Origin of the sequence: Candidatus Nitrosotenuis cloacae (assembly GCF_000955905.1) — an archaeon.
In the GTDB taxonomy this organism is placed as follows: Archaea; Thermoproteota; Nitrososphaeria; order Nitrososphaerales; family Nitrosopumilaceae; genus Nitrosotenuis; species Nitrosotenuis cloacae.
Map to the genome: position 1 here is coordinate 120,473 of NZ_CP011097.1, position 25,650 is coordinate 146,122.

29 protein-coding genes and 1 other RNA gene are annotated in these 25,650 nt (G+C 36.1%); 12 read left to right on the plus strand and 18 right to left on the minus strand.

Translation table 11 applies throughout. From position 1 onward, the window contains the following. The first annotated feature begins 44 nt into the window (after positions 1-44). Complete coding sequence (locus SU86_RS00565; RefSeq protein WP_048186812.1) at positions 45-323, plus strand: acylphosphatase; 279 nt, start codon at positions 45-47, stop codon at positions 321-323. On the opposite strand, the gene SU86_RS00570 is transcribed toward SU86_RS00565, so the two are convergent. The 4 genes from SU86_RS00570 to SU86_RS00580 form a co-directional block, all read right to left on the minus strand. Continuing rightward, a complete protein-coding gene (locus tag SU86_RS00570; protein WP_048186814.1) occupies positions 320-649 on the minus strand; it encodes a hypothetical protein in 330 nt (109 codons plus the stop codon). The genes SU86_RS00565 and SU86_RS00570 overlap by 4 nt on opposite strands. Before the next feature lie 38 nt (positions 650-687). After that, positions 688-998: signal recognition particle sRNA (ffs, locus tag SU86_RS09455), an RNA gene on the minus strand. 39 nt (positions 999-1,037) lie between these two features. Continuing rightward, positions 1,038-1,943: a TIGR00269 family protein gene (locus SU86_RS00575; protein WP_048186816.1), complete on the minus strand. Its 906-nt coding sequence runs from the start codon at positions 1,941-1,943 to the stop codon at positions 1,038-1,040. Positions 1,944-1,983: 40 nt separating this feature from the next. After that, the gene (locus SU86_RS00580) at positions 1,984-3,141 is read right to left on the minus strand and encodes a site-2 protease family protein (protein ID WP_048188975.1); all 1,158 of its coding nucleotides are present in this window, start codon (positions 3,139-3,141) and stop codon (positions 1,984-1,986) included. Between the two features lie 88 nt (positions 3,142-3,229). Here SU86_RS00580 and cutA point away from each other — a divergent pair, with 88 nt between their 5' ends. After that, a complete protein-coding gene (gene cutA, locus SU86_RS00585; protein WP_048186817.1) occupies positions 3,230-3,541 on the plus strand; it encodes a divalent-cation tolerance protein CutA in 312 nt (103 codons plus the stop codon). Here the strand turns inward: cutA and SU86_RS00590 are convergent. Next, positions 3,538-4,590 (minus strand): pelota family protein, encoded by a 1,053-nt coding sequence (locus tag SU86_RS00590; RefSeq protein ID WP_048186818.1) that lies wholly within the window; start codon positions 4,588-4,590, stop codon positions 3,538-3,540. The two genes, cutA and SU86_RS00590, sit on opposite strands and share 4 nt — an antisense overlap. A 27-nt stretch (positions 4,591-4,617) precedes the next feature. Beyond that, positions 4,618-5,025 (minus strand): hypothetical protein, encoded by a 408-nt coding sequence (locus tag SU86_RS00595; protein ID WP_048186819.1) that lies wholly within the window; start codon positions 5,023-5,025, stop codon positions 4,618-4,620. Positions 5,026-5,200: 175 nt separating this feature from the next. Between SU86_RS00595 and SU86_RS00600 the strand changes: the two genes are divergently transcribed. Continuing rightward, positions 5,201-5,620, plus strand: a complete 420-nt coding sequence (locus SU86_RS00600) for a secondary thiamine-phosphate synthase enzyme YjbQ (protein WP_048186820.1) — start codon at positions 5,201-5,203, stop codon at positions 5,618-5,620. Here the strand turns inward: SU86_RS00600 and SU86_RS09835 are convergent, their stop codons facing one another. From SU86_RS09835 to SU86_RS00610, 3 genes are read right to left on the minus strand one after another with little or no spacing between them, the layout of a single operon-like run. After that, entirely contained in the window at positions 5,621-5,785 is a 165-nt protein-coding gene (locus SU86_RS09835) for a hypothetical protein (RefSeq protein ID WP_177318904.1), read from the minus strand. Between the two features lie 30 nt (positions 5,786-5,815). After that, positions 5,816-6,262 (minus strand): metal-dependent transcriptional regulator, encoded by a 447-nt coding sequence (locus tag SU86_RS00605; RefSeq protein ID WP_048186821.1) that lies wholly within the window; start codon positions 6,260-6,262, stop codon positions 5,816-5,818. Further along, positions 6,262-7,029 carry a TrmB family transcriptional regulator gene (locus SU86_RS00610; RefSeq protein WP_048186822.1) on the minus strand — a complete coding sequence of 256 codons (768 nt, stop codon included), beginning with the start codon at positions 7,027-7,029 and terminating at the stop codon, positions 6,262-6,264. Before SU86_RS00610 ends, SU86_RS00605 begins: the two co-directional genes overlap by 1 nt. Positions 7,030-7,143: 114 nt before the next feature. Here SU86_RS00610 and tes point away from each other — a divergent pair, with 114 nt between their 5' ends. Both tes and SU86_RS00620 read left to right on the plus strand, forming a co-directional pair. Further along, entirely contained in the window at positions 7,144-8,808 is a 1,665-nt protein-coding gene (gene tes, locus SU86_RS00615; RefSeq protein ID WP_177318905.1) for a tetraether lipid synthase Tes, read from the plus strand. Between the two features lie 45 nt (positions 8,809-8,853). Beyond that, positions 8,854-9,801: a glycosyltransferase family 4 protein gene (locus SU86_RS00620; RefSeq protein ID WP_048186823.1), complete on the plus strand. Its 948-nt coding sequence runs from the start codon at positions 8,854-8,856 to the stop codon at positions 9,799-9,801. Here the strand turns inward: SU86_RS00620 and SU86_RS00625 are convergent. Further along, positions 9,798-10,703 (minus strand): NAD-dependent epimerase/dehydratase family protein, encoded by a 906-nt coding sequence (locus tag SU86_RS00625; protein ID WP_048186824.1) that lies wholly within the window; start codon positions 10,701-10,703, stop codon positions 9,798-9,800. The two genes, SU86_RS00620 and SU86_RS00625, sit on opposite strands and share 4 nt — an antisense overlap. Before the next feature lie 95 nt (positions 10,704-10,798). Between SU86_RS00625 and SU86_RS00630 the strand changes: the two genes are divergently transcribed. Continuing rightward, a complete protein-coding gene (locus SU86_RS00630; protein ID WP_048188978.1) occupies positions 10,799-12,172 on the plus strand; it encodes a nucleotide sugar dehydrogenase in 1,374 nt (457 codons plus the stop codon). After that, the gene (locus tag SU86_RS00635) at positions 12,159-13,376 is read left to right on the plus strand and encodes an asparagine synthase C-terminal domain-containing protein (protein ID WP_048186825.1); all 1,218 of its coding nucleotides are present in this window, start codon (positions 12,159-12,161) and stop codon (positions 13,374-13,376) included. The genes SU86_RS00630 and SU86_RS00635 overlap by 14 nt, the downstream gene beginning before the upstream one ends. Positions 13,377-13,381: 5 nt before the next feature. Here the strand turns inward: SU86_RS00635 and SU86_RS00640 are convergent, their stop codons facing one another. Beyond that, positions 13,382-14,212 (minus strand): glycosyltransferase family 4 protein, encoded by an 831-nt coding sequence (locus SU86_RS00640; protein WP_236687712.1) that lies wholly within the window; start codon positions 14,210-14,212, stop codon positions 13,382-13,384. 330 nt (positions 14,213-14,542) lie between these two features. Between SU86_RS00640 and SU86_RS00645 the strand changes: the two genes are divergently transcribed. Beyond that, positions 14,543-15,586 carry a methyltransferase domain-containing protein gene (locus SU86_RS00645; RefSeq protein WP_048186827.1) on the plus strand — a complete coding sequence of 348 codons (1,044 nt, stop codon included), beginning with the start codon at positions 14,543-14,545 and terminating at the stop codon, positions 15,584-15,586. Between the two features lie 5 nt (positions 15,587-15,591). Here SU86_RS00645 and SU86_RS00650 read toward each other — a convergent pair whose 3' ends face one another. Beyond that, positions 15,592-16,659 (minus strand): glycosyltransferase family 4 protein, encoded by a 1,068-nt coding sequence (locus SU86_RS00650; protein ID WP_048186828.1) that lies wholly within the window; start codon positions 16,657-16,659, stop codon positions 15,592-15,594. Between the two features lie 67 nt (positions 16,660-16,726). Between SU86_RS00650 and SU86_RS00655 the strand changes: the two genes are divergently transcribed. Then, positions 16,727-17,203, plus strand: coding sequence for a hypothetical protein (locus SU86_RS00655; RefSeq protein WP_048188979.1), 477 nt, complete (start codon positions 16,727-16,729; stop codon positions 17,201-17,203). A 63-nt stretch (positions 17,204-17,266) separates the two neighbouring features. Here SU86_RS00655 and SU86_RS00660 read toward each other — a convergent pair whose 3' ends face one another. After that, positions 17,267-18,127: a class I SAM-dependent methyltransferase gene (locus tag SU86_RS00660; protein WP_048186829.1), complete on the minus strand. Its 861-nt coding sequence runs from the start codon at positions 18,125-18,127 to the stop codon at positions 17,267-17,269. A 116-nt stretch (positions 18,128-18,243) separates the two neighbouring features. Between SU86_RS00660 and SU86_RS00665 the strand changes: the two genes are divergently transcribed. Together SU86_RS00665 and SU86_RS00670 are read left to right on the plus strand one after the other, a co-directional pair. Continuing rightward, positions 18,244-18,927 carry a class I SAM-dependent methyltransferase gene (locus SU86_RS00665; protein ID WP_052755398.1) on the plus strand — a complete coding sequence of 228 codons (684 nt, stop codon included), beginning with the start codon at positions 18,244-18,246 and terminating at the stop codon, positions 18,925-18,927. Between the two features lie 112 nt (positions 18,928-19,039). Further along, a complete protein-coding gene (locus tag SU86_RS00670) occupies positions 19,040-19,942 on the plus strand; it encodes a sulfotransferase domain-containing protein (RefSeq protein WP_052755399.1) in 903 nt (300 codons plus the stop codon). A gap of 146 nt (positions 19,943-20,088) precedes the next feature. Here SU86_RS00670 and SU86_RS09280 read toward each other — a convergent pair whose 3' ends face one another. From SU86_RS09280 to SU86_RS00685, 3 genes are all read right to left on the minus strand, one after another. Further along, positions 20,089-21,078: an FkbM family methyltransferase gene (locus SU86_RS09280; protein ID WP_052755400.1), complete on the minus strand. Its 990-nt coding sequence runs from the start codon at positions 21,076-21,078 to the stop codon at positions 20,089-20,091. A gap of 36 nt (positions 21,079-21,114) precedes the next feature. Further along, complete coding sequence (locus SU86_RS00680; protein WP_048186830.1) at positions 21,115-22,086, minus strand: NAD-dependent epimerase/dehydratase family protein; 972 nt, start codon at positions 22,084-22,086, stop codon at positions 21,115-21,117. An 84-nt stretch (positions 22,087-22,170) separates the two neighbouring features. After that, a complete protein-coding gene (locus SU86_RS00685) occupies positions 22,171-23,199 on the minus strand; it encodes a glycosyltransferase family 4 protein (RefSeq protein ID WP_048186831.1) in 1,029 nt (342 codons plus the stop codon). 91 nt (positions 23,200-23,290) lie between these two features. On the opposite strand from SU86_RS00685, the gene SU86_RS00690 reads away from it, so the two are divergent. Continuing rightward, complete coding sequence (locus SU86_RS00690) at positions 23,291-24,229, plus strand: GDP-mannose 4,6-dehydratase (RefSeq protein WP_048186832.1); 939 nt, start codon at positions 23,291-23,293, stop codon at positions 24,227-24,229. On the opposite strand, the gene SU86_RS00695 is transcribed toward SU86_RS00690, so the two are convergent. Continuing rightward, on the minus strand, positions 24,224-25,060 hold the full coding sequence (locus SU86_RS00695; RefSeq protein ID WP_048186833.1) for a polysaccharide deacetylase family protein: 837 nt from the start codon (positions 25,058-25,060) through the stop codon (positions 24,224-24,226). The two genes, SU86_RS00690 and SU86_RS00695, sit on opposite strands and share 6 nt — an antisense overlap. A 21-nt stretch (positions 25,061-25,081) precedes the next feature. Then, a complete protein-coding gene (locus SU86_RS00700; RefSeq protein WP_048186834.1) occupies positions 25,082-25,618 on the minus strand; it encodes an acyltransferase in 537 nt (178 codons plus the stop codon). Between the last annotated feature and the right edge of the window lie 32 nt (positions 25,619-25,650).

Here is a 25,650-nt window from a genome sequence, read left to right on the forward strand (position 1 = left end):
TTCATACCCTAAAATTGATTAAGACCAAAACAAGTTATTTCTAAATGGCAAATCAACGCGTTCACCTTTTTATCACCGGTAAGGTACAGGGAGTTTTTTTTCGCCAGGCAATGAAGGTGACTGCAAAAAAGAATCACGCAACAGGCTGGGTTAGGAATCTTAAGGATGGCCGAGTGGAAGCTATAGTTGAAGGAGAAGATCTCAGCGTTAGCCGTGTTGTGGAATGGTGTCATGCAGGTCCTGCAAATGCACGAGTAGAGGACGTAGAGATACGAAACGAAAAATTCAAAGGCGAATTTGCCAAGTTTGAAGTATTGTACTAGTGTATTGTATTATAGGCATCCAAAATCATGCCTTTTAGCTCATCCATCTTTGTCTCGCTTGTTACTGTAATGGTTTGAAATGGCTCCTTTCTGTCTCGCTGGACCTTTACAATTATAGAGTCATTCCCTGGCTCTAAATCAGCAAACCACCTAAAGGAAAGCGACTTGCCAAATACAATTCTGTGAGCACGTACATCTTCTACCGCATTATTTCCCAATGACATACAGTATTGTCTTATGGAATCAAACACTGGAAATATAGAAACAGGAATCTGTTTTTTGAAATCTTCATAGCTTCTCTTTGGCCCAAGGAATAATCCGTCCATGGGATTTGATCTGACTTTAATACTAATATGTCAAGTGGTAGTAGATCTGCCAGTTCCAATCCAGACGAGTAGCCCCATCTCAAGATGCACAAGATCCGCCACGTTGACGAAGCAGCGTGAATACTTTGCCTTAGGATTGCTCCCTCCCGGACCTCATCCATTTCGGCAATTCGACATTAAGATCATCCCTTCGGACGATCACATGCCTGCATCCACCCGCTTCGGCGTGATTTCATTTCAGTACATCAAGCAGGAATTATCCATCTGGAAATTTATCCAGCAGTTACTGACCTCTGCATAGAGCCGGTTTCAGAAAAGGGCACGGCTAGCGCCCCGATCCTACCTACTACCACATTATACCATGACGTAATGTTATATTTGCATTAGGTTAGTCTTGCAAGTCTATTATCATCTTGCACACAGAGCAGATCTTGCCTGTGCACTCGGCACCACAACTAGTACACTTGGTTTTCTCCTTATAGTTTGCATCCTTCATGATTTGAGATATTTTTAGAACAGATCTATACATGCTGTTTTTAATTCCACTGTGGCTGCCCTCCAACTTGTTTAGAAATTCGCGAATCTCTGTTCTAATTCCCTCATTTGTGTGGGGGCATGGTTCCGTTTGAAATGGCAAGTCATTGGTAAATGCATAAAACACTATTTCTGATTCATAAATCTCGCAAAACGGCTTGATTTTTCGCAACGAGTTCTCGGATGTGTCTGGGTCCATCCAGCCTATTTTGTTAGTATCCCCAGATAGCGTGTTTATGATAAATGTCTGCAGTACATCATCTAGGTTGTGGCCAGTTGCAATAACACTTGCACCAATCTGTTTTGCCGCATGATCCATTGCGCGCCTTCGAAATGTACCGCAAATGGAACACGATGACAATCTATCATTTTCGTTTTGTTTTAGGGAGTCATCCAGAGTCAGGCCGAACAATTCATTGTATGGGTATATGGTGTGCTCTACTCCAAGTTTTACGCAAAATTCTTTTACTATATCCAGTGCCTCTTCGCGGTATCCGGGGATTCCCTCGTCTATTGTTATTGCGTGAATCCTAAAGTTATGGTTTTTTGCCATCTTTGATAACGCATCTAGTAATGCAAGTGAGTCCTTGCCACCAGACACTGCAACGCATACCGTCTCACCATTTTGGATCATGTTGTATTTTGAGATGGTCTTTGCTGTTTTTCTTAGAATGGAATTTGAGAAACAGTCCGAGCAAAAACTCTCACCGGAATATTTTCTAGAGTAAACTGCATTATTCTCACATCGGTCGCATTTCATGGGTTTTGGTTTTCCAAGCCCAAATTTAACGATAATTGCCCTAGATTGTAAACCAGCCTGATTTTAGATATGACAGCGCTATGTTTAGGCCAAACAAGGCAAAGGTAAACCCGTAGATTGCCCACATTGTGCGATTCACCATCACATCTGAGAGTTTCTTGTCTATTATACTATGAATGAACTTGCCGCCATCAAGGATTGGTAATGGTAACATGTTGATTATTCCAATGAAAAATGAGATCATCCAAAGCCAAAGCAAAAACATGGACAGCTCAGCACTCTTCCACTCGATAAAGTTGTAGACTGGTTTGTAGGATACAGAATTGTCGCGAGTTATTCCAATTAGGCCCTTTGTTGGATCCTCAGGCGATGGCATTATCTCTACTTGGTGAGTAATTTTTTGCCCGTCTCGCAAAACTATAACCGATGCCGTACTGCCCGGCGCAAGCTTGACCTTGGTAAAGTCAAAGGGCGTCACTATCGTAATATTGTTGATTGATGTTATGATGTCGTTTGTTTGCAATCCTGCCTTTTCTGCACCACTTCCCTGCATTATACTTAGAACGTTTACTCCTTGTGGTATTTCATAAAATGCGCTTCGTATTGGCTCTGGAACAATGATTGCAAAGAACGGATTTGTAAGTAGTATGGCACCAAGTGCCAGTGCAAATATCACATTTGATGTTGCACCCGCACCAATGACTCGAAGCTTTGATATTTTTTTTGCCTTGTTGAATTCCTCATCGTCCGGCTCTACAAAGCCCGCAAACATTGCAATGAATATAGCAAATCCACCCGTCTTGATTCTTATCTTTTCAAGCGTTGCAACTATTCCGTGCGCTCCCTCATGAATTACAAGAACTATGGGGATTGATAACAAAAAATACAAAATTGCAGATGATGATGTAAGTGTAACGCCAGGTATCAAGACTGTCAGCTCTGAGAATTCCTCCGGCTTGTCAAAGAACTTGGTAACATTGTCAATCAAAAACCAAAACCCAAAGCCCATCATGATAAAGCCAGCAACGACACTGACATCCGCAAATACGCGAATGCCTCGCCTAGTTCTGCTCAAGACCTTGGTCAGTACCGTCTGCACCTGGGCGTTTTTGTATGTAAGACTGTACGGCTTTATCTCAAATCCATGCTTGTCCAGCTTGAGTGCCTTGGTTACGCCAAGTATGACTCCCCAAGCCATCAAAACATAGATTATGGCATTCTGTGATAAAAAATCTAAATTCAAATTAATTGTTACTTTTTTTAATGACGCCCATTTATCGTTTGCTATGAAAGGAGTAGTGATTTTATCCACATATCCAGACAAAAAATCAATTCAAAAAATCGCAAATTCCCTTGTGAGCGCAAGACTTGTGGCATGTGTGAACATCACCAAAGTGTCCTCGGTATATTCATGGAAAGACAAAATAGAAAACACAGATGAATTTCTAGCAGTCTTCAAGACCACACAAAAAAACAAGGCAAAACTAAAATCAAAAATCAAATCCACACATCCTTACAAGGTGCCAGAGATAGCAGAACTCACGCTGAAAGATCTGAACAAGCCATATTTGCAGTGGATGGTTGACTCTACGAACTAGGTATCCACTGCGAATCTTAGCAACGATAAAATTCCACCAAGGCCAGATACCTGAAGACCAATATCCGTTGATGCATCTAATGCATACACCTTGACCCCTTTTGACTCGACATCATTCAGAAATTCTACCACCTCATCTTCGTCATGGGTCTGGATTATCTTTTCAGAGAAAACCAATGATTCCACAGCACCGAACTCGTTTGCCTTTTTGGTCTCCTCAAAGCCCATTGTGAATTTTCTGCTCTTGTTGTTTGCCCTAATCATCACCTCTTCCAGTATGGATGAGACCTTGGCAAGCTTGCTTTGGCCCAAAATCTGTTGCATGGCTTTTGATTTTATGAATACGTAGATTCCATCCTCTCCACCAGAGTCAATACCATCTATTGTCTCTATTTTGTGCGATTTTGCAATTGGGGTCTTTGCCAAAAAGTTGGCAAACTGCCTTTTTGTCTCACCTGGGCCAAAGATCACAATTCCGTCGTTTTCCTTTAGAGTGGTATCTAGGGCCTTTGAGACATTCTCAAAAAAGGCCTGGATGTTAAAGTTGGTCTTGTATTGCTTTCCGCTAGATCCGGAATACATGTTTTGCATCAGCTCCAAGTGCGTTCCCTTTAGCTTGCCGATTCCACAATCACCCTTGTCAATTGCAATCAAAACAAACCCAATGCTTTCATCTTTACTCTTTATGAGCTTGAGCTCAATTGGCTGCAATTTTTTCTTCACAACATTAAGCGAGTCTCCAATTCTTATCAAAATGGAGTGGTGCAGTCCCTTTGATACTGCCTCGTTGGTTGATTCTATTATGGTTCCATGGATTCGAAGCTTGTCAAACACCGCATCCAGTGCGATTTTTTCAACCTCGAGTGATATGCGGATTTTGATTCGCTCGCCCCTGTCTGGCCTGGAATAGTCCTTGTCCTGCTTTATGACGCGTGTAGTGTCGGATATTATCTTGTCTTCTTTTTTTATTATTCTGCGTAGTGTGAGCAGATCATCTGGCTCTTCGACCAAAAACGATACTGTGGAATCATCGATAATTTTTGTAATCATTGGGTTTGGTGTGTAATACTAGAATAATTATACAGCGTTTGTGTTTTCCATGTTTTTCTTTTTGAGATAGCTATCAACCCATTCTGGTGTGATTACTCCGCCTTCTGCCAGATTTACAAGCGAATTGGATGATGCCTCACCGGTTACCTTGCCTCCCCTTCTTCGCAATTGTCTCCACTTTAGCGTGGTGTTGCCGCTCTTGGAATTGTATATTATACCAAGAACGTCCCTTGCGTTTACAAATGTGATGTCTCGGATCTTCTTTAGCGTAACCTTGTCTGCTGCCTCCACATAAATGGAGCCAAGAGATTCCTCTCTTTCTGGAAACACTTCTGGGTCTTCTATATAGCTGCGCGGCATGTAGGAGCTGCATGTGCTGGCTATGACAAACCTTCTGAAGCTTTCAAGTGAGGCAGATGCATCTATTGCAACCATTTTCTTTATACTATTTTTGTGCCTTTTATCAAGCTTCTTTTAAAAATCCCTTTTTCCTATGATGGTTCGTAGGCGTTGATGACCTTATCCCATTGATTCCAAATGATGTAGATCTTGAGTTCTGAGCCTGCACTATTGCAATAAGCTTTAATCCAAAAATCAAAAGCTACCAAACATGAAATCCCTAACAGAGTATCTTACGTTTAACACAAAGACCAGAACAGCATTTGTGAATCTTACACCACAGGTACGACAGCTGGTCAAAAAAAGCAAGATCCAAGAAGGGTTCTGCCTTGTCAATGCAATGCATATTTCTGCAAGCGTTTTCATAAATGACAACGAGTCAGGCCTGCACCGCGATTATGCCAAGTGGCTTGAGAAACTAGCACCACACGAGCCAATCAACCAATACGAACACAATGACACCGGAGAGGACAATGCAGATGCGCATCTAAAGCGTCAAATCATGGGGCGCGAAGTTACAGTAGCAATTACAAACGGTGAGCTGGACTTTGGGCCCTGGGAGCAGATATTTTATGGCGAGTTTGATGGGATGCGTCCAAAAAGAGTTCTAGTCAAAATTATTGGAGAATAATTATCCAAAATCAACGTCGCGTTTCTGGCTCTGGTTTTCGTTTTTGCGTGACGCCATTCTAAATTCATCATCATGGTTTTGGGGGCCATGTGTACAGTTGACACATCCTACCTTGAATCCATAGGAATCCTTTACAAACGTCTTGCAGCCGCAAAAACACACCATGTTAGAAAACACACATTCTATGATATAATCTTAAGCAGAACAACATGATCCTGGTGGAATTACATGGCCGTGGGGGCACTTGCGAGGATGTTTTAGCATTGTACATAGGGCATCTGTGAACTGTCTGTTCATATGGTGTTCTATGCCACAAACCATCTCTTCATCGATTTCCACTTTGAGTGCGCTATCCATGAGCACTTCTAGTAGCCTACTGTTTCGCATCATACTAGAGCCAACCTTTTCTCCGCCTTCTGTTAGAGAAACGCCAGCTTTGCTATAGTTGACCAGATTCTGCTCGTTTAGTTTTTTTAGCATCTGGACTACGCTTGGCTGTCTAACATTGAGCATCTTTGCAATTGTACTAATTTTGACTGGCTCGCTTCTTTCTTTGATGTGCCAAATTGCCTTTAGATACATCTCTACGTGTTCCGCCTCGGCGGTTCCAACAAATAGTACCTCATCATTAACTGAATCCATTATGATACACTCTTTGCATCTTTGAGCAAATATTCAAAGTATTCCCTTGCAAAAACGGCAAGGCCTGCGTGGTCTGCCCAAATCGCAACTGCTTCACCTTCAGATGACTCATTTATTGGTCCGAGCAAAATCACAACATAACGCTTGTCTGAGATTATGCCGCCGCCAAACAGTCCTTTTTTTACCTTGACTGTGGATACACGAGATAGTGCCTTTAATGACTCCTTGTCCATCTCATCTGACATCAATATTGTGATAACCACGCCTTTGTCGTGAAGCTGGCGTAGCTTTGGCAGGGCCTGCTTTACTAGAATCTCATTTGCCTTGGGTAATGCAATCAAGACCTCGCTTCTGCACGAATCCACCATCTCTAGGATCTTTGATGCAATGTTCATTATGCCTGATAAAACCCAGATGTCCGGCCGCTCACTAACCCCACTCTTTTCGTATAATGGTACAAGCTCGCGTAGTACTATAGTTTCATTTTCCTTAAAGTCAGATTCCGCCTTTTGCTTTGTTACCTCTAGTGCAGTGGATGGAGATTTTGCAAAATATTTTGTGGGCCTTGAATCATCCGATCCGATCCAACCCTTTTCTTCTAGCGATCCTAGAACCTCATAGATCTTGGAATATGGCACGCCTGACTTTTGGCTAAGATCGGAGGCCGTCAGCTCGCCGCCCTTTAGCAACGATGAATATGTCCTGATCTCATAACTGGTAAGGCCTATTCTCTCAAGCGACTTGCGAGTATTATCAGAAATGCTCATCCGATCTACTCGAGGTTTTTCAGTATTTAAACACCTAACGAATCTATCTGCTAAATCACACGGGGCAGAGTGGGAAATACATTAAATAGCATATCAGAAAAATCTCAATAACACATGTCGCTAATTCAGCTCTCAAAGAATACAACAAAGAGCCTCGGAAAGAAATCCACTATTCGATTCACTCAGAGCATCTGCCCTGACTGTAACATGATTCTGGATGCAGAGGTTTTTGAGCGAGACGGACGCGTCTTTATGAGCAAAACATGCCCTACACATGGCGAATGCGAAGAACTTTACTTTGGATCCTATGAAATGTACAAAAAATTCAGCACATATTGGGCTGATGGCAAAGGCGCACATGCACCAAACGTAATGATAGAGAAATGCTCCTGCCCAAACAACTGCGGTTTATGTTCTAACCATTTATCACATAGCGGTCTTGCAAACATGATCGTCACAAATAGATGCGATCTGACATGCTGGTACTGCTTTTTCTATGTAAAGAAGGGCCTTGAGGGTGCATACATGTATGAACCATCACATGACCAAGTTCGTGCAATGATGAAAACCCTACGATCAGAGCGACCAATTCCAGGCAATTCAATGCAGATCACTGGAGGTGAGCCAATGCTTCGAGACGATATCACTGATGTTATCAAAATAATGAAACAGGAGGGTGTTGAACATATTCAGATGAATACAAACGGTATCAGACATGCAATGGACCCAGAAGCAGCAAGAGAGGTAAGACTGGCAGGATGCAACAATCTCTATTTGAGCTTTGATGGTGTCACTGCAAGAACAAACCCAAAGAACCACTGGGAGATTCCTTATGCACTAGATAGCTGCAGAAAGACTGGAACAACAGTTGTTTTCGTTCCAACAGTAATCAAATCGATTAACGATCATGAGTTAGGTGGAATTATTCGCTATGCACAAAAGAATATGGATATTGTCCATGCAGTAAACTTCCAGCCAGTATCTCTAACTGGAAGAATGGGCAAAACCGAGCGTGAAAAATACCGAATTACTATTCCTGATTGCATCCAAAGAATCGAAGAGCAAACCGGTGGCGAGGTAACAGTTGATGACTGGTTCCCAGTTCCAAGTTGCATGCCACTAACAAACGTTATAGAGGCATTCTCTAGCAAACCAAAATACGAATTATCAATTCACTTTGCATGTGGTGCAGGAACATATGTGTTCGAAGATGCAGAAACAAAGAAGTTTGTCCCACTACCAAGATTTGCAGACATTCAAGGCATGTTGGAATTATTTGAGGATAAAGCAGAAGAAATACGTTCTGGCAAGAACAAGTACTTTACAATGCTAGAGGTGGTAAGAAAATTATCCAGTTTCGTTGATAAAAAGAAGCAGCCAGCAGGACTAGACTTGGCAAAGATGTTTGGCAATATACTAATGAAGAGATCGTTTGATGCAGTCGGATCTTGGCATGTCAAAGGATTATTCTTGGGCATGATGCACTTCCAAGACAAATACAATGAAGACTTGGAAAGACTGCAAAGATGTGACATTCATTATGTAACACCAGATCTTAGAATCATCCCGTTTTGCGCGTTCAACGTTATCCCAGAATGGTACAGAGACAGAATCCAAAAGAAATACTCTATCACCGTAGAAGAATGGGAACAACGTGAAGGAGTAAAACTGGAGGACGGCTTGTACCGTGGCCTCATGAGAAGAGGAAAGGGTGACGAGCTTGCAGCAGGATGTGCAAAGAGTCAGATGATGCATGAAGCATCACAAGCTTTGCAGTAGATTTCATCCAAGACCTTTTAAAATAATACAATTAGTTTTGATTCATTGAAGATTCTTTACATTTCTCCGCGCTTTGAGGGTGGGATTGGAGGTCATGCATTTGGAGTTGCAGAGAAACTACGAGAAAATGGCTTTGATGTAAAACTAATGCAAGTGTCACACATCCCAATCAACAATCTCAAAAATCCAAGCTTTGCGTTATTTGGTGCACTCAAAGCAATTTTTGACCGCGAAAAATATGATGCTGTACATGCCTGGAATGTTCCTTCTGCGATTGTAATGAAATTTATCAAGGCAAGGAAAAAAATCCTCTCAGTTCATGGAGTGTATTCAGAACAAGTAAATGTATTGCATTCTGATGCAACTAGTTCTATTGTCAATTCAACAGAAGCAAAAATTCTGAAACTTGCAGACATTCTAACAACTGATTCAAAATCTGTTCAAAAAACTTACAAAGAAAAACTAGGATTGGATTTTGTTTATCTTCCAGCACCAATAGATACAGAAAAATTCAAAGAAATCCCAGAAGTCAAAAAAATAGAGAACCAAGTTGTGTTTGTTGGAAGAGATAGCTACGAAAAGGGAGTTGATATTTTAAAAAACATTGAACCAAAAATTACTGGTAAGGTAATCTATTGTACAAACTTGTCCTGGAAAGATGCCATGACAAATCTAAAAGCATCAGCGGTACTTGTTGTACCGTCAAGAATGGAAAGCTTGCCACAATCAATCAAAGAGGCATTCTATCTCAAGATTCCGGTTGTAGCTACAAATGTTGGTGATATTCCAGACGTAGTAACAAATAATGAAACAGGGTTATTAATTCCACCAAATGATCCACAATCATTGATTAATGCAATCAATTCATCACTTGAACAAAAAGAAAACTCTGCCAGAATGGCTTCTAATGCGTATGATTTTGTAACAAAGAATTTCACATGGGAAGAATTACTTCCAAAATATGTCGATTTTTATGAAAAATTACTCAATTAGGGTTTTTGTGGGAAGAATCTTGCAAGACCATCTTTGAGGCCTATTTCATATTCCCAACCTAACGTTTCTTTGGCAAATCTGGTATCTGCTTGACTTTCTTGTACATCCCCATCAAGAGGTTTTTCATACTGTGGTTTTAATTCCAAGCCTGAGAGTTCAATCATGGTATTTGCAAGTTGTTGAATTGATGTAATAATCCCGGTGCCAATGTTAAAAAATCCACTACTGACTTTACTATTCATTGCAGAAATGTTTGCTCTTGCGACATCTTCTACAAAAATAAAATCCCGTATCTGAGATCCATTACCGAAAATTATAGGAGGTTTTCTTTCTTTTAATTGGTTGATGAATTTAGTAATCACGCCAGCATAGGATCCAGTCTGCCCCCTTCCATAGACATTAAAATATCTTAACCCAATTATTGAAACCCCATCTCTTGAGTATTTTTCTGCCAAAATCTCATCTTCCAGTTTTGTGTTTCCGTATGGGTTGATGGGTGCACGTTCACTATTTTCTGTAATTGGGATTTTTTTTGGGTTACCATAAACACTTGAACTGCTTGCATAAACCACCTTTAATTCAAATTCTTTTGCAATTTTGAATACGTTCTCCGTACCCCTGATGTTTACATCTGCATATTCGTCTTTTTTTGTAAATGATTCTTGAACGTCTGTGAGAGCAGCTTCATGAAATATTCCATCAACATTTTTTAGAACATCTCTAAGGTCTCCAAAATCCCTAATGTCAATTTTTTGAAATTCATAATCTTTGAGCGGTACAAGGTTTTGCAAATTACCTCTGTACAAATTATCAATAATCACAAGAGTATGATCTTGCTTGATAATTTCCTTTGCCAGATGACTCCCAATGAATCCAGCACCTCCTGTTATAGCTAGTTTCACAACGATTGTGTCTTTTTCACATCTTTAAGTCTTGAGAAAATCTAAAACTAAATAAGTAATCAAAATTGAAAATCATTCAATCAGCTGACACATTTATGACAAAAATTATGGAGATGAATTCATCCGAACTAATACAATCAATTCAAACAGGCAAGCTTAGAATATGTGTTATTGGAATAGGAAGAATTGGGCTGCCTACAGCTTTGTCCTTTGCAAACTCTGGCCTACCAACTACAGGAGTAGATATCAACCCCAAACTTGTCGCAGATATTAATTCTGGATTGTTTCCTCTCAAAGATGAGCCAGGTTATGATGCAATATTTGAAAATGTTATCAAGGAAAAGAAGTTTATTGCTACAACCAAAATAGAAGAAGGAGTTCCAACATCCGATGTTGTATTGCTGTCCTTGCCAACACCCATGGATGAAAATAATGTACCTAATTACTCTGCATTAAAATCAGTGGGAAGACAATTACACGATCTGCTTACTCCGGGTTCTTTAATAATTGTAGAAAGCACGATTGAGCCAGGTTTTGTAGAAAATGAATTAATCTCTATAGTAGAAGGCAACGATGGGAGATTAAAGGCTGGAAAGAACTTTGGAATTGGTGTTTGTCCTGAAACTGCAAATCCTGGACAAATTCTCAATGATTTTGAAAGACTTCCTCGTCTGGTTGGTGCAATCGATGATAAAATTGCCAGTATTATTACAAAGATTTACAGGCATGTCTTTACAGTCGATTTAATTCCAATGCCTGATTGCAAGACTGCAAATGCAGTGAAACTCACAACAAACGTCTTTCGTGACATTAACATTGCTTTTGTAAATGAGCTGGCAGTATTGTTTGAAAAAATAGGAATTGATATCATGAAGGTATTAGAAGCCGCAAAAACAAAATACAATTTCCAAGTTCATTATCCCGGGGCTGGGGTTGGAGGTCCTTGTCTACCTGTCAACTCTTACCAAATGTTGAATCTTGCAAAAAGAGTCAATGAAGATCTCAGCATTGTGAAAGCAGGACGCACAATAAACGAGTCAATGCCTGATCATGTGGTTGGGCTGCTCGATGATGGATTTTTAGAAGCGAAAAAAAACATGAAAGACTCAGAAATACTAATTCTGGGCATATCGTACAAGCCTGATGTGAAAGACATTCAATTAACGCCCGCAGAATCTATTGCAAAAAAACTGCAAATCAATGGTGCAAGAGTAAAAATCTATGATCCATATTTTAAATCCTCTGAAATATTTGGAATAAAAACTGAAAATAATTTGGTTGATGCATTAACAAACACTGATGCTGTTGTAATTGTTACTGCGCATAAAGAATTTCATGACCTAGAGCCTACATTCCTAAGCACAAAGATGAGAACACCAATAGTAGTCGACTCAAGAGGAGTAATGGATCAACACGCGGCAAAAAAAGCAAACCTGATATTTAGAGGTCTAGGCCGTGGCAAGATCTAAAATAACACTTGAACCAAATTCGATAAAAAACATATTAACACTGAGATACAACCCAATAAAAACATCACAAATTCCGAAAAAAACTTGGCAAGACTTTGTAGAAAAACCAACAACACAAAATGTTGCTCAACATGTGGAACACTTGATAATCTCAAACATAAAAAAATCAATCAAAAATTCCAAGACAACAAAGGCATCAATAGCACTTAGTAGTGGCGTGGATTCCACACTTGTTTTATCTCTTCTAAAAAAAACCTGCCCTGATGTACAAATAAATGCAATTTCGATAAAATTCGCTGAAAGTATAGATGAATCAAAACACGCTGCAAGAATTTCAGAAAGATTTGATGCTTTACACCATGTAGTCTATATTGAAAACTATCTCAAAGAACTCCCAACTGCAATTAGCATAATTAGGCAGCCTTTTTGGGATCTTCATTGGTACTATGTGGTAAAAAAATCAAAGACTCTGGGTAAACTACTTGTTTCTGGAGATGGTGGCGACGAATTATTTGGGGGTTATACATTTAGATATGAAAAATTTCTGTCTCTGACAAAAAGAAATTCATCAGCACTTGCAAAGACAAAGGCATACTTGCTATGTCATGAAAGAGATTGGGTGCCAGATCAACAAAAAATCTTTGCAAATAAATTACAGTTCTCTTGGGATGACATCTATTCAAGAGTTCTATCATATTTTGACAATCCACTGCATCCAATATCTCAAGTCTTTCTGGCAGACTTTAATGGCAAGCTGCTATACAATTGGGTACCGCTAAATACGAAAATTCATGAACATTTTGGAGTTAAACCCATAACGCCAATTCTATCAAAAGAGACAATTGATTATGCAACCCACTTGCCAATAGGGCTAAAATATGATCCAAAAAATAATCTTGGTAAGCTTTTGTTAAGAGAAATAATCCACAAGTACTCTCTTGAAAAACTACTCATAAAGAAAAAACAAGGATTTTCAGTTGATACTACAAATCTATGGAAATCTCATGGGTACGAGCTATGTGATAATTATCTGTCTGATGCTAGAATAGTCAGACAAAAATGGATTAATGACTCTTGGATTCAAAAACACTTACAAAAGAATTTGGATGCAAGATATGTCAATAAATTTTTGGGGTTACTGGCACTTGAGATCTGGTATAGAATTTTTGTTACCAAGGAAATGAGACCCAGTCACACACTATAAGAGTTTTAATTTTTTGATATGTGTTTTTGTACTATATCGACGAATCTTTTTGCCATTTTCTCCCAACTAAACTCCGTCTCTACGAATTGTCTTCCCTTTTCGCCAAATTCTTGAGCAAGCTTTTTGTCATTTAACAAAAGAGTTATCTTTTCAATCCATGCTTTATGATCGCCTCTTTCAATCAAAAATCCAGCTTCTCCATCCTTCATTAATTCTGGAATGCCTCCGGAATTTGTAGCAATTACTGGTTTTTTCATAAGCTGTGCCTCTTGTAGTGTCAAAGGAGACATGTCGATTCCACTTGGAAGTGCATACACATCAAGTGCTGCAATGTATTGCCTTACCTGATCTGGATATTGAAGGGCACCGAGCCATCGAAAGTTCTTGCATTTATCCAAAACGTCAGTTATCTTTTGTCTATATGGCCCATCCCCCGCCCAGTAAAAAGTAATGTCTGGCAGTGATTCAATTACATTTTTGAGTGTAAGAATTTCTTGTGTTTTCCCCCAAATCCATGCTCCCTGTAGTAATCCTACACACGGATGATCCAATTTCATCCCTTCAATTGGATACCATCGTGAAGCATCAATTCCGCCATACAAAACTTCGGTCTTCTTTTGTGGATAATGTTCCTTTACAATATCATCCAGATATCTGCAAATTGGCATAATCATCGTCGTTTTTTCAAAACATTTTTCTGCAATCTTATTCCACTGGTAGAGAGCAATCCTTCTGGACAGAGTTTTGTATAATGTCTGTTTTGCCCATTTCATCTCACTCCAATAATCCCCTCTCAGAAGCATGTATGTTGGTATACCACTTTCTACTGCAGCCAAAGAAAAATGCCTTTGTCTGTCAACAAAAATCGCATCTGGTCCAAAATCCTTAATCAGACGATTGAATTTGGCTCTAGATTGAAACCAATTTCTAATATTCCGGCTAGGGAAACCGTCTTGAATATCTATGTCGTGAACTAACATATACTCTACATCGAATTTTGTCAAGGCGTCTCCAAATTCTTCTAAATGAAAAAATTTTGATTTAGATCCGGCTATGAGAATCTTCAATTTGCTTTATTGTATGTATTCATAATTATATGTGAAGTTGAACAATTAAAATTCACTTAATACAATTAATTTTTATTTAAGCCAGCAAAGTGAAGCGTCATGAAAGAAAGCCTAGTAGACCAAATAATTTGCCCCCTATGTAATTCTGATTTTACGATCCAAATCAAAGCAAAAAAAGACCAAGAGATAATCACAGGTTTATTACGCTGTTCTAGAGGACATACATTCAAAATCATCCGTGGTATTCCAAGATTAGTAGTAGACGAAACAAAAGGATTCACTAAAACTGAGGCTGCGTTTTCATCAAAATGGAAGAAATATAACAAATCGTATCATGAAAAAAAATGGTACGAATTTCAACAAAATTGGTTTTTAGACAGATTTGGTTGGAAGACTCTGAACAAATTTAACGATTTTCTAAAAACACGTAATAAAATATTAGATGCAGGTACAGGATTGGGAAATAGTGCAAAACTTTTTTCATCAAATTCCAACTCAGAGGTTTTTGCAGTTGATGCAAGTGATAGCATAGAATTTGCTTACAAAAAATATGGAGGCAAATCCAATATTCACTTTTTGCAGGCTGATATTAGAAAATTACCTTTTAAGAAAAAATTCTTTGATTTTATTTGTTCAGATCAAGTTCTTCATCATACCAAGGACACTGAATCATCATTCAAATTCCTTACAAAATTGTTGAAGTCTGATGGCCAGATCTCAATCTATGTTTATAAGAAAAAGGCACCAATGAGAGAATTTGCCGATGATTATATTCGTCAATTCACTACAAACATGAGTGAAAAAGAATGTGTTGAATTTTCAAAGGATATGACAAACCTGGGTAAAGTGTTGTCCAACTTGAAGGCAAAAATCAAAATTCCGCGTGATATACCAATACTACAAATCAAAGCGGGAACCTATGATGTTCAGCGGTTCATTTATTGGTATTTCTTGAAGTGTTTCTGGGCCGAAGATGAGAATTTTGAACGCAGTGTTGGAGTAAACTATGATTGGTATTTCCCAAAATTTGCATACAGACACACATCTGATGAAGTAAAAAAATGGTTTAAAGACATGGGACTAAAAATTATTCATTTCAACGAAATGGAAAGTGGGATAAACATAACCGGTAAAAAGTTGTAGCTTCGTTAATCGTTAAACAAATTATGATTCTTTAATGTTCTGATAAAATTCTCAGCTATTTTCTCCCAACTAAAATTTTCTTCCACAAATTTACGCCCCGATATTCCCATTCGCATGGCCATTTCCTTATCACTTATTAATAATGAAATTTTTTCACAAAGATCTTTTGAATTCCCCCTCTCCACCAAAAACCCCGTTTCATTGTTTTTCATCAGTTCCGGAATTCCCCCTACATTTGTAGCAATTACTGGTTTTTGCATTGCAGATGCTTCTAATAATGAGTGTGGAGACATATCCATGCCTGAAATTAATGCGTAAACGTCTATTTCTGATAAAAACTCTCTTACTTTTTCGGGATAATCAAGGTGCCCAAGCCACTTGAAATTATTGTGTTTGTTTAATGTTGGAAGAATTTTATTTCTATACGGACCATCACCAGCCCAATAAAATGTTACGTTGGGAAACTTGTCTAATACGTCATCCAGAATGAGCATTTCTTCAGACTTGCCCCAAATATGTGCTCCTTGTAGTAATCCGACCGAAGGGCTCTTTAGTTTCTTCTTGGATGTATATTTCCATGAATTAACATCTATTCCCTGATATAAAATGGAAATTTTATTTCTTGGGTATCTATCTTTTACTATATTTGTTAGATAATTGCAGATTGGCAATATTATGGTGGAATTTTTAAAGCATTTCTCCGCAACTCTACTTCTAAAAAAGAGTTCTATTTTTTTTTGAACAGATGAATGAATGGTTTCTTTTGCAAATTTCAATTCTTTCCAATAATCCCCCCGTAAGAAAATTAACAATGGAATTTTCTTCTTAATGACTAGTAAGCTAAACTGACTGACTCTTTCTGTAAATACAATGTCTGGGTTAAACTCTTTAATCAATTTGACAAATCTTTGTGGCTCCTTTACCCAACGTAGTATTTTTCTAGAAAAAAATGAATCATCATATATTTCAAGATCGTTAATAATCTTGCATTCTATATTATATTTTGAAAGTGCTTTTGAAAATGGAATTAAATAATCAAATCTAGTCTTATCTACGGCTATTAATACTCGCAATATGATTATGTGATAATTTCGTGAATATAATTAATTCTTATATATGGGGCCACAAGACATGTTGACCGTGAATAAGAAATTAGCTTTTCGTGCTTGGTATTACTTTAGAACTGGTTGGGCAACCTACTTTACATTCATTTTTGCCTCTGTTAATACTTTAGTGGTAACATATTATTTGGCAATAGAAAAAATCCCGGCATTACAGGTTATTTTCCCAACATTTTTTTCGTACGTTCTTATAGTGACCTTCGCTGGAATTCCACTTTTAGTTCTTGCTGGATACATTCATTTTAAAAGAATTCCAACATACACTTCCGAACTCGATATAGGTGCAGAATCAAATCAATGGATATTCAAACTTCAACCTGGGCACCAAATCAAAGTGACATTTCCTATGTATAGAATGATGACTCTGATGTTATTAAAGATCTCAAATAATGAAAAATTAGATGATGAAGAGATAGCCGAGATAAAAAAAATCATTAAAGACTTGGAAATTCTAATAGCGGGCGGATATATTGCTAAACCCAAAAATATGAAATAAAGTTTCCTCTATGTAAACGAAATATCAGCATTCTCGTATTGAACCTTCAAAAATGATTTTTATCTAGTTATGATAATATATTGCCTGGCCGGTGGGAAGTTTCTGTAACAAACCTGGCTTGTCGTGAAAGAATTCATCGATTACCATTTTTGTTTCTTCAAATCCCGCATGCCCATAATCGTCAAAAATCATAATAGCACCATGTACTGCTCTTGGATAAAAAAACTTTAATGCCTCTAATGTTGGTTTATGTGAATTAAGATCAATATGCAAGTATACTATTGTGTCTGGCGCCTTAGGCTCTTCAAATAATGATTCTGGAATATAGCCATTATGAAATATTAAATTATTTTTAAATTCATTTAAGTTTTGCCGAGTAATGGTTATGTCCAGTTTATCATATGACGACGCCCAATAATCTTTCATCCCTTTTGGCATGTCTTGATCTCTCATTATTTTCCAAGAATCATAAAGATGCATAGAAAAATTGGAAGAAATTTTTGCATTCCCAACTGCTTCTCGTAAAGCAAAAAATGCTGTAAAACCTTGTCCAACACCACACTCAACAAAATTATACTCTGTAGTTTTTACAAATCTTACTACCCAATTAATCGCATATGATATATTCCAATGTCGCCAAAGTAATTCTTCTGGATGAGAGTAATAGTATCCAAATTGTTTTTTGTCAAACGTCATCTGTTTTATTAAATCTTGTTTTGCCTTCCTAAAAATTTCTCCTTGATAATTATCGTTCCATGGTAATTCATGATTTGATGTCATGCCCCATCCAGAAAAACGCGGTTTTATTCCATTACTATTCTTAAGAAAGAATTTTCCAGGTGCAAGAAATGGTCGAAAATAAGGATATTTTTTAACTAATTTTCTACCAGAATCTAATAATTTTCTACGTCTATCTTCAACCATTTTTTTCCGTGTTCTTCTATCGTTTATCTATTTTTCGTAATTAATTTGTCTATTTTACTACGATTTAGAACGCATAGTGTAATACTTTAATTGCCTTTATTCATCACATGTAATATATGGATATTCAAGCAATTTCTAAAACCGTTCTTAGAAATTTTAAAACTAGATTTATTGGCAAATCCAAATACGGTAACGAACAATGGCAAAAGGCAGATAGTAAGTGGTATGATGAAATTCATAATCAAAACACCGAACTACATGAGAATTTTATGAATTATTTCAACTCTAAAAAAGACATTAAAACAATATTGGAAGTTGGTTGTGGTACCGGTGTATATCCAATCAAATACAAAGATCTCTTCCAAGATAAAATATACACAGGAATTGATTTCTCAAAAGCAAACATTGATTTTTGTAGAGCACACTCGAATTTTGAATTCATTCAAGGAGATTTCTTAAAAATGAATTTACCAAACAAATATGATCTGGTATACTCACATGCGGTAATAGATCATGTTTATGATATTGACGAGTTTCTGCGAAGAATAATTAAATCATGTAAAAAATATGCTTATATTAATTCCTACAGAGGTTTTTTTCCTGAATTGAATGAACATAATATGCATTGGCGGGATGATGATAATTGTTATTATAATGATTTATCAGTTAAAAAAACAAAAGAAACTTTACTCAAATCTGGTTTGACTGAGAAAGAATTTCTGATCCGAAAACAAGAAAATATGGATAAAAATGGAAAACGTTGGGATGAGACCGTTATAGAAGTAGTTTTAAATAATTAAATTGTGCTATTTCGCCTCTAGAAAATTTGATATTGTTATATTGATTTAATAGTTCTTAACCTAACAATTAGTCACATTTCGCTTTAAATAATTCCAAAAAGCATTAATTTGTATGAATAACACTAAGTTGTCCCTTCATACAAAAACAAGAAACTGGTTATTAAAACATCCGCGATTGAATCCATACAATATTTCTTTAGATAGAACTCTCAGAACTATTACTAGTTTTTTTAGACTAAAACCTGATTTTATTATTATTGGATATCATAAATGTGGCACGACATCACTCTATGATTACATTTGTCAGCATCCGAATGTAGGTCATGCATCAAGAAAAGAAATACATTATTTTGATTTAGCATATTGGAGAGGTCCAGGTTGGTATCGAACATATTTCCCAACTATCTTTACCAAGAAAAAAATAGAAAAAAAAACAAAACATCGATTTACTACTGGAGAAGCATCTCCGTTATACGTAATTCATCCCTTTGCTCCTCAAAGAATTCATAAATTAATTCCTAATGTGAAAATAATAATACTCTTACGTAATCCTGTAGATCGTGCATACTCTCATTATCAACATGCCTATCTAGCTGATCAAGAATTTGCTTCTTTTGAAGAAACGATTAATGAAGACGATGATCGATGGAATGTATTCATAAAACAACTTAGTAATGATGAAATTCATGATTATGATGTGAAATACATTAAAACTCCGTATAGATCGTTTGGAAAATATATTGATCATATCAAATTGTGGTATGAGACGTTTCCTAAGGATCAGATACTCGTTCTGAAATTAGAGGATTTAGAAAGTAATCTACATGATACATTAAAACAAACTTTTTTATTTCTTGGTCTGCCTAATTTCACAATTAAAAATACCGAGAAAAAAAATGTAAGAGAGTATGATAAAATGGAAGCAAAAACTAGAAACTTACTGCTAGATTATTATAGACCATATAATAAAAAACTAGAAGAATTTTTAGAAAGGCAATTGAATTGGAACCAATAATTTTTTGTATTTAGCTTTTATTTGTTATGTGTACAATTTGGGCAAATATTATTTGCATTAACGCATGGATTAGGTGTTGTATAATTTTTTCCACAAATTATTTTATTATGTAATAAAATAATCATTAACTCGTAACTATTCTCCAATTAATTATTTTTAAAAGCAAGAATGAATCCTGAGTATCCTACTTTATGATTAATTTTTTTATATCGTGAACTATGATTCATTAATTTAAAAGAACTAAACAAAGAATTAACGACATCTGTTGCATGAGGTTTTGTTACTGTAACATTATAGCCTATTGATTCCAATTTACGCTTTAAATTAGAAAAACCCGAATGATATTCTATTTGCATGCTACTAAAATGAATGAGATCTTCTATAGGTGTATTCTCAATTATGTCGTATTCGCACCCTTCGCAATCCATCTTTAAAACTGAATTCTTTGGAATCTCAAATTTTTCTATTATTTCTTGAAGGGTTAATAGCGGTACATCAACTCCATTTACAAAATTCTTCAGCTTACTCTCAATATTACTTTGATATTCCGGATCAATTTTCACGGTTCCATTTTTTGATGAACATCCAGCTTGTAATAGCTTAATTGTATTCTCAAGCTTATTTACGACAACATTTTCTCTGGCTAATTGAAAGTTTTTTGGAAAAGGTTCAACACCAATTACTTTTTTTGCTCCATTTAACGCATAAAATATTGCAGTATCTCCAATATTTGCTCCAATGTCCAAAATTGTTTTTCCTTTTACTGAAATACTTGCATAATCCTTTTTGAAAAATGTATTGACTATGTCTCCGTTATTTATTCCCCCATGAAGAATAATTTCTTTTCTAGTTGATTCCTCTTCTTGATATAGTGTAACTGTGTCTTTTTCGACATCATAATTGATCTGTTGATTTTTAGGAACATTAGAAATAAAAAACATAGAATTAAATGTCTTCACTTTAATTTTATCACCATTTTTTAAAACAGCATTTATTGGGAAATCGTTTTTAAAAGATCGAAACAATAATTTTAATGGATTCTGAAAAGTTTTTCTTACATTGATAATCATCTGGAAAAAATCACCCCAGTATTTTACATGTGCCATTATTTTATCAGAGTGTGAAATTTCAGTCAACTTTTATACTCTATAATCATATTCACTAAAAAACAATTATTGTATTACTTCATTTATTATTTCACGTGAAGTCAAGTCTACTGCCTCAACACTAGACATTTTTGGCTTCCAGCCAAGGTTTTTCAATTTCGAAATATCTAAGTGGGCCTTTTTAATATCCCCTTTCCAACCCCTACCGCCATCTATGCCACCAGTAGTGTAGATGTTGATTTCTTGTAAATTCATATTTTTACAAACTGTTTTAGCCACAGTCATGATCTCTATACTATCATCGCTTCCAAGATTAAAAATTCCTACATTCTCTTTCACTTTTGCAATCAAGTGAAAAATACCCTCAATTCCGTCGTTTATGTGTATAAAAGACTTGACTTGTTTCCCGTCTCCTAAAATCTCTAATTTTGAATTATCATTTTTTAGCTTGTGAACTAAATCCCAAATTAATCCATGACGACCACGAGATCCAATGACGTTAGCCGGACGAACAATGATTCCTTTCATATTATAATTATGACAAAAGGAAGAAATTAGTGCCTCACAAGCTAGTTTAGAGGCACCATAATGTGATATTGGTAATAATGGACTATAATTTTCTGGAGTCGGTAAAATCGTCGCATCTCCATACACTGATGAAGAAGATGCAAATACTATTTTTTTAACCTTAGAATGTCTGATTTTTTGTAATAAATTAAAGGTATTTCGAATATTTTGATTGAAAGAATCTTCTGGCTTGTCGTAACCCGTTCTTACCTCAGGATCAGCCGCCATGTGAAAAACAACATCAACATCACTAAGAAATTCATTACTGTCGTCCAAATTACCCAAATCTAATTCATATAATCGAAAGTTTTTTTTGCTCAAACATTTCGCTAAATTTCCTTTTTTACCTGTTACGAAATTATCGACAACTTTGACATTTATCCCAGAATTTGTGAGCCTTTCTGCTATATGGCTGCCAATAAATCCTGCTCCGCCGGTTATTAAAACAGAATTAAATTCAAAACTTTCCAACCAATTCCCTCATTAATTAGAAGACGATAATTTTCATCATATCAACACCTTTTATCTTACGTATTTAAAACATATACGAGTTAACTAAACTTCATCATATACATCTTGAATCCGTTTACAAAATTTTTGCAAATCATGTGTTTCTGCATATTTTAATGCGTCATTACTAAAATTAATTCTATTCTGAAATACTTTGTCGATTTTGTCACATAGATCAGTACTATTAGAAAAAGAAAATCCTAACCCTGCTTTGGATGCATCTAAAATCTCAAGATGTGATTCTAATTTTGATAAAACTAGAGGTTTTCCACATGCCATAGCTTCAAAGGTTGGTACTGGACAATGTTCGTTTCTACTCGCAGAAACATACATGTCACATGAAGCATATCTCATTCTTAACTCCTCATCATCTATTCTGCCTGTCATCTCAACGTGTTTTCCAAGATTTTTTTTATTAATAATTTCTTTCAATTTTTTAAAATCTTCCCCATCACCGACAATCTGTAAGTGTGCTTGTGGATATTTTTTTAGTAGTTCTGGCATGGCATTAATCAATTCAGATGTTTTTTTATATTTGCGTAAAACACTAACAAAAAGAAGTTGTGGTGAACCCTTTTTGTATGGGCTGTCCAAATTTGGATGATAAAAATTCGTGTCAACTCCATTATAAATTACTGTGGCATTGCATTCTCCTGCCCAATATGTTAGATGATGCAAAGCTTTTTTTGAAACACATATGGTCTTTGTAATTCTTTTTTTTAACAATCCCATTGACACTTTCAGATTTAATTCTTGTATGATATTCGAAGCTGCGTGGTAGTGAAATATGATGGGTTTGTTTGGTTTTTTAAATAATAGATAGTAAAGAACCTGGGCTTGGTGAGGATGTATGATATCAAACTCTAATGATGAAACTCCTGATTTGAGTAGTTTAATTCGGTTCAATTTTACTTTCTCCACTCCATTAGGCGGTTCTCCCTCAAAAGAAAAGGCCCCTATGGCTGCTCTGTGACCTAATTCCTTTAATCCTCTACATAGATTGTTGATTACTGTTGTATGTCCATATGTCGCTGGATATTTGGCAACTACCATTAAGACAGATTTCTTGACCATATTATTTTTTAAATTGTGTTTTATATTAATCCAATTAACATCTTGTTATTCTAAATTAACATTAATAGCAAGATCTTTACTGATTTATAGTATGAAGATTATGATTACTGGTGGTTTTGGGTTTGTTGGCAGCCATCTATGTGATGCTCTGCTTAAGGATAAACATGAGCTGATAATACTAACCCGTAGCTATTCAAAAAAAAATAACATTAAACATATTCAAAAAAAAATTATTATAGAAAAAATAGACGTAACTAATTTTAAAAAATTAAAAACCTCCATTGAAAAAAACAAACCAGATGTCATAATTCATCTCGCTGGTGAAACATCACATTCAAAATCTTTTGAAAACCCGATACGTGACATAGAATTAAATGCAAAATCTACTCTCTATATCTTGGAAATAATTCGCACTCTCAACCTCAAGTGTAGATTCATTTTGGGCAGCACCTTCATTGTTATCGGCAAACCAACAAAATTACCAATAAACGAAGAGTCACCATGTAATCCTAATACAATTTATGGAACTAATCGACTAGCTAGTGAACATTATTCAAAGATATATAATAAAATGTATGGGTTAGATACAATAATATTCAGAATTACAAATTCGTATGGCCCAAGAGAGCAATATGTGTTAGGTAAAAATGCTATAAATTATTTATTATACAGATCTTACAAAGGAGAAAAAATATCCTTGTATGATAAAGGAAAAACTATTCGTGACTTAATCTACATATCTGATGTAGTTTCAGGAATCAAAACCATTATGAAAAAAGGTAAACCCGGCGAACTTTATTGGATATCATCATATCAAAAAACCTCATTATACAAGATTGGTCAATTATTGAAAAAATATACAAACACAGTTGTCTCATATGTTGAATCTCCATCATATGCAAGGAAAGTAGATGTGGGAAATTTTATAGTCGATAATAAAAAGCTAAAATCATTGGGCTGGAAGCCAAAAGTCTCAATTAATAAAGGAATTCAATACACACTAAATTATTTTCAATCTGTGAATCTATAGATTGTATTTTTGTATGTATCTGCTAAACGAAGTAAATTCAAATTTTTTTAACAACTCATCCATTCTTGATAGAGTATTTTTAAGATTATGATAAGTAATGAATCTATCTTTGATTGACATTGAAATTTTTGGCATAAATTCTGGCGTGAGCTCCCATGAATGAATATAAAACGTCGAAGGAATTCTCATCTTCTCATATTCAATAATTGATTTTTTGATTACGCTCAAAGGTAAAAACCGAATGTAAAAACCTCCAGATGTGGGAACTGTTCTACCAAGCAATTTTCCAACTAGTAATGGAAATTCTATCAATTCTCCCTCAGGATCATTCTTTTCAAGAGATTTTGATGTTATTTTATACGGTTTAATCTCAGAATTTGTGAATCCGTACATACTCGTTTTCACAGGCATGATACTACTGTCATAAGAATAACCATTATTCACTAGCATCTCTATCGCCCATGAACTTTGATAATTCAAAGAAAACGTTGGTGCTCTAAATCCTCTTGATCTCTTTTCCGTCAAATTTGCAAATTTTATAATTTCCTCTTGAAATTTTTCTTTAAAATTAGGCTCATCAAGTCTTGTATGGTGCATGGTATGAAACCCAATCTCATGACCTTGATTGATTATTTTATCAAGAATTTCTGGTTTGTATTCTAACAATTCACCTACCACAAAAAAAGTTGCATACACATTCTTGATACGCAAAAAATCAAGTATCTTATCCAACCCATTAATCACAGTTGGAGTTCTCTTCTTTCCATCCAAATATCTCTGGATTAACTGTGGATGAAACCAATCTTCAAAGTCTATGCCAAGAATATTCATTCTAGTCTTACCACTGATAATCTAATGCTCAATTCGTTTCACAATTCTTGCTGGGTTTCCAACAACTACACAATAATCTGGCACATTTTCAAAAACAACACTTCCAGCACCAATTAACGAGTTCTCTCCTATGGTTACTCCGGCAGTAACTATACAACCGGGAAATAACACTGCCCCAGATTTGATGTTTACAGATTCAACTTTTCTAGGATATCCATTTTTTTTTAAAAATAGATTTGTAGTAGGATTTGTATGAGCAAAAATCAAAGTGTTACTCCCTATAGTAACATTATCTCCTATTGTTACAAGCTGAGGATAAAGCAAATCAATCAAGACATATGGAGAAAAATGGCATTTCTTTCCAATTTTGACCCCTCTTGATCTCTGTAGCTTTATGGCAAAACCTGAAAATGGCGTAGAATGTGCAATTGTGTGTAGTATCCATGTCTTAAGAAATTTGCATCGTAGTTGAAATCTGCCACAGGTACCACTATATCCATAATATTGCATAATTTCTTGCTCATTAACAGAAAAAGCATCCATCTCAATATCTTTCATGATTATAGCCTCAAATCGTTTACATTGTCTAA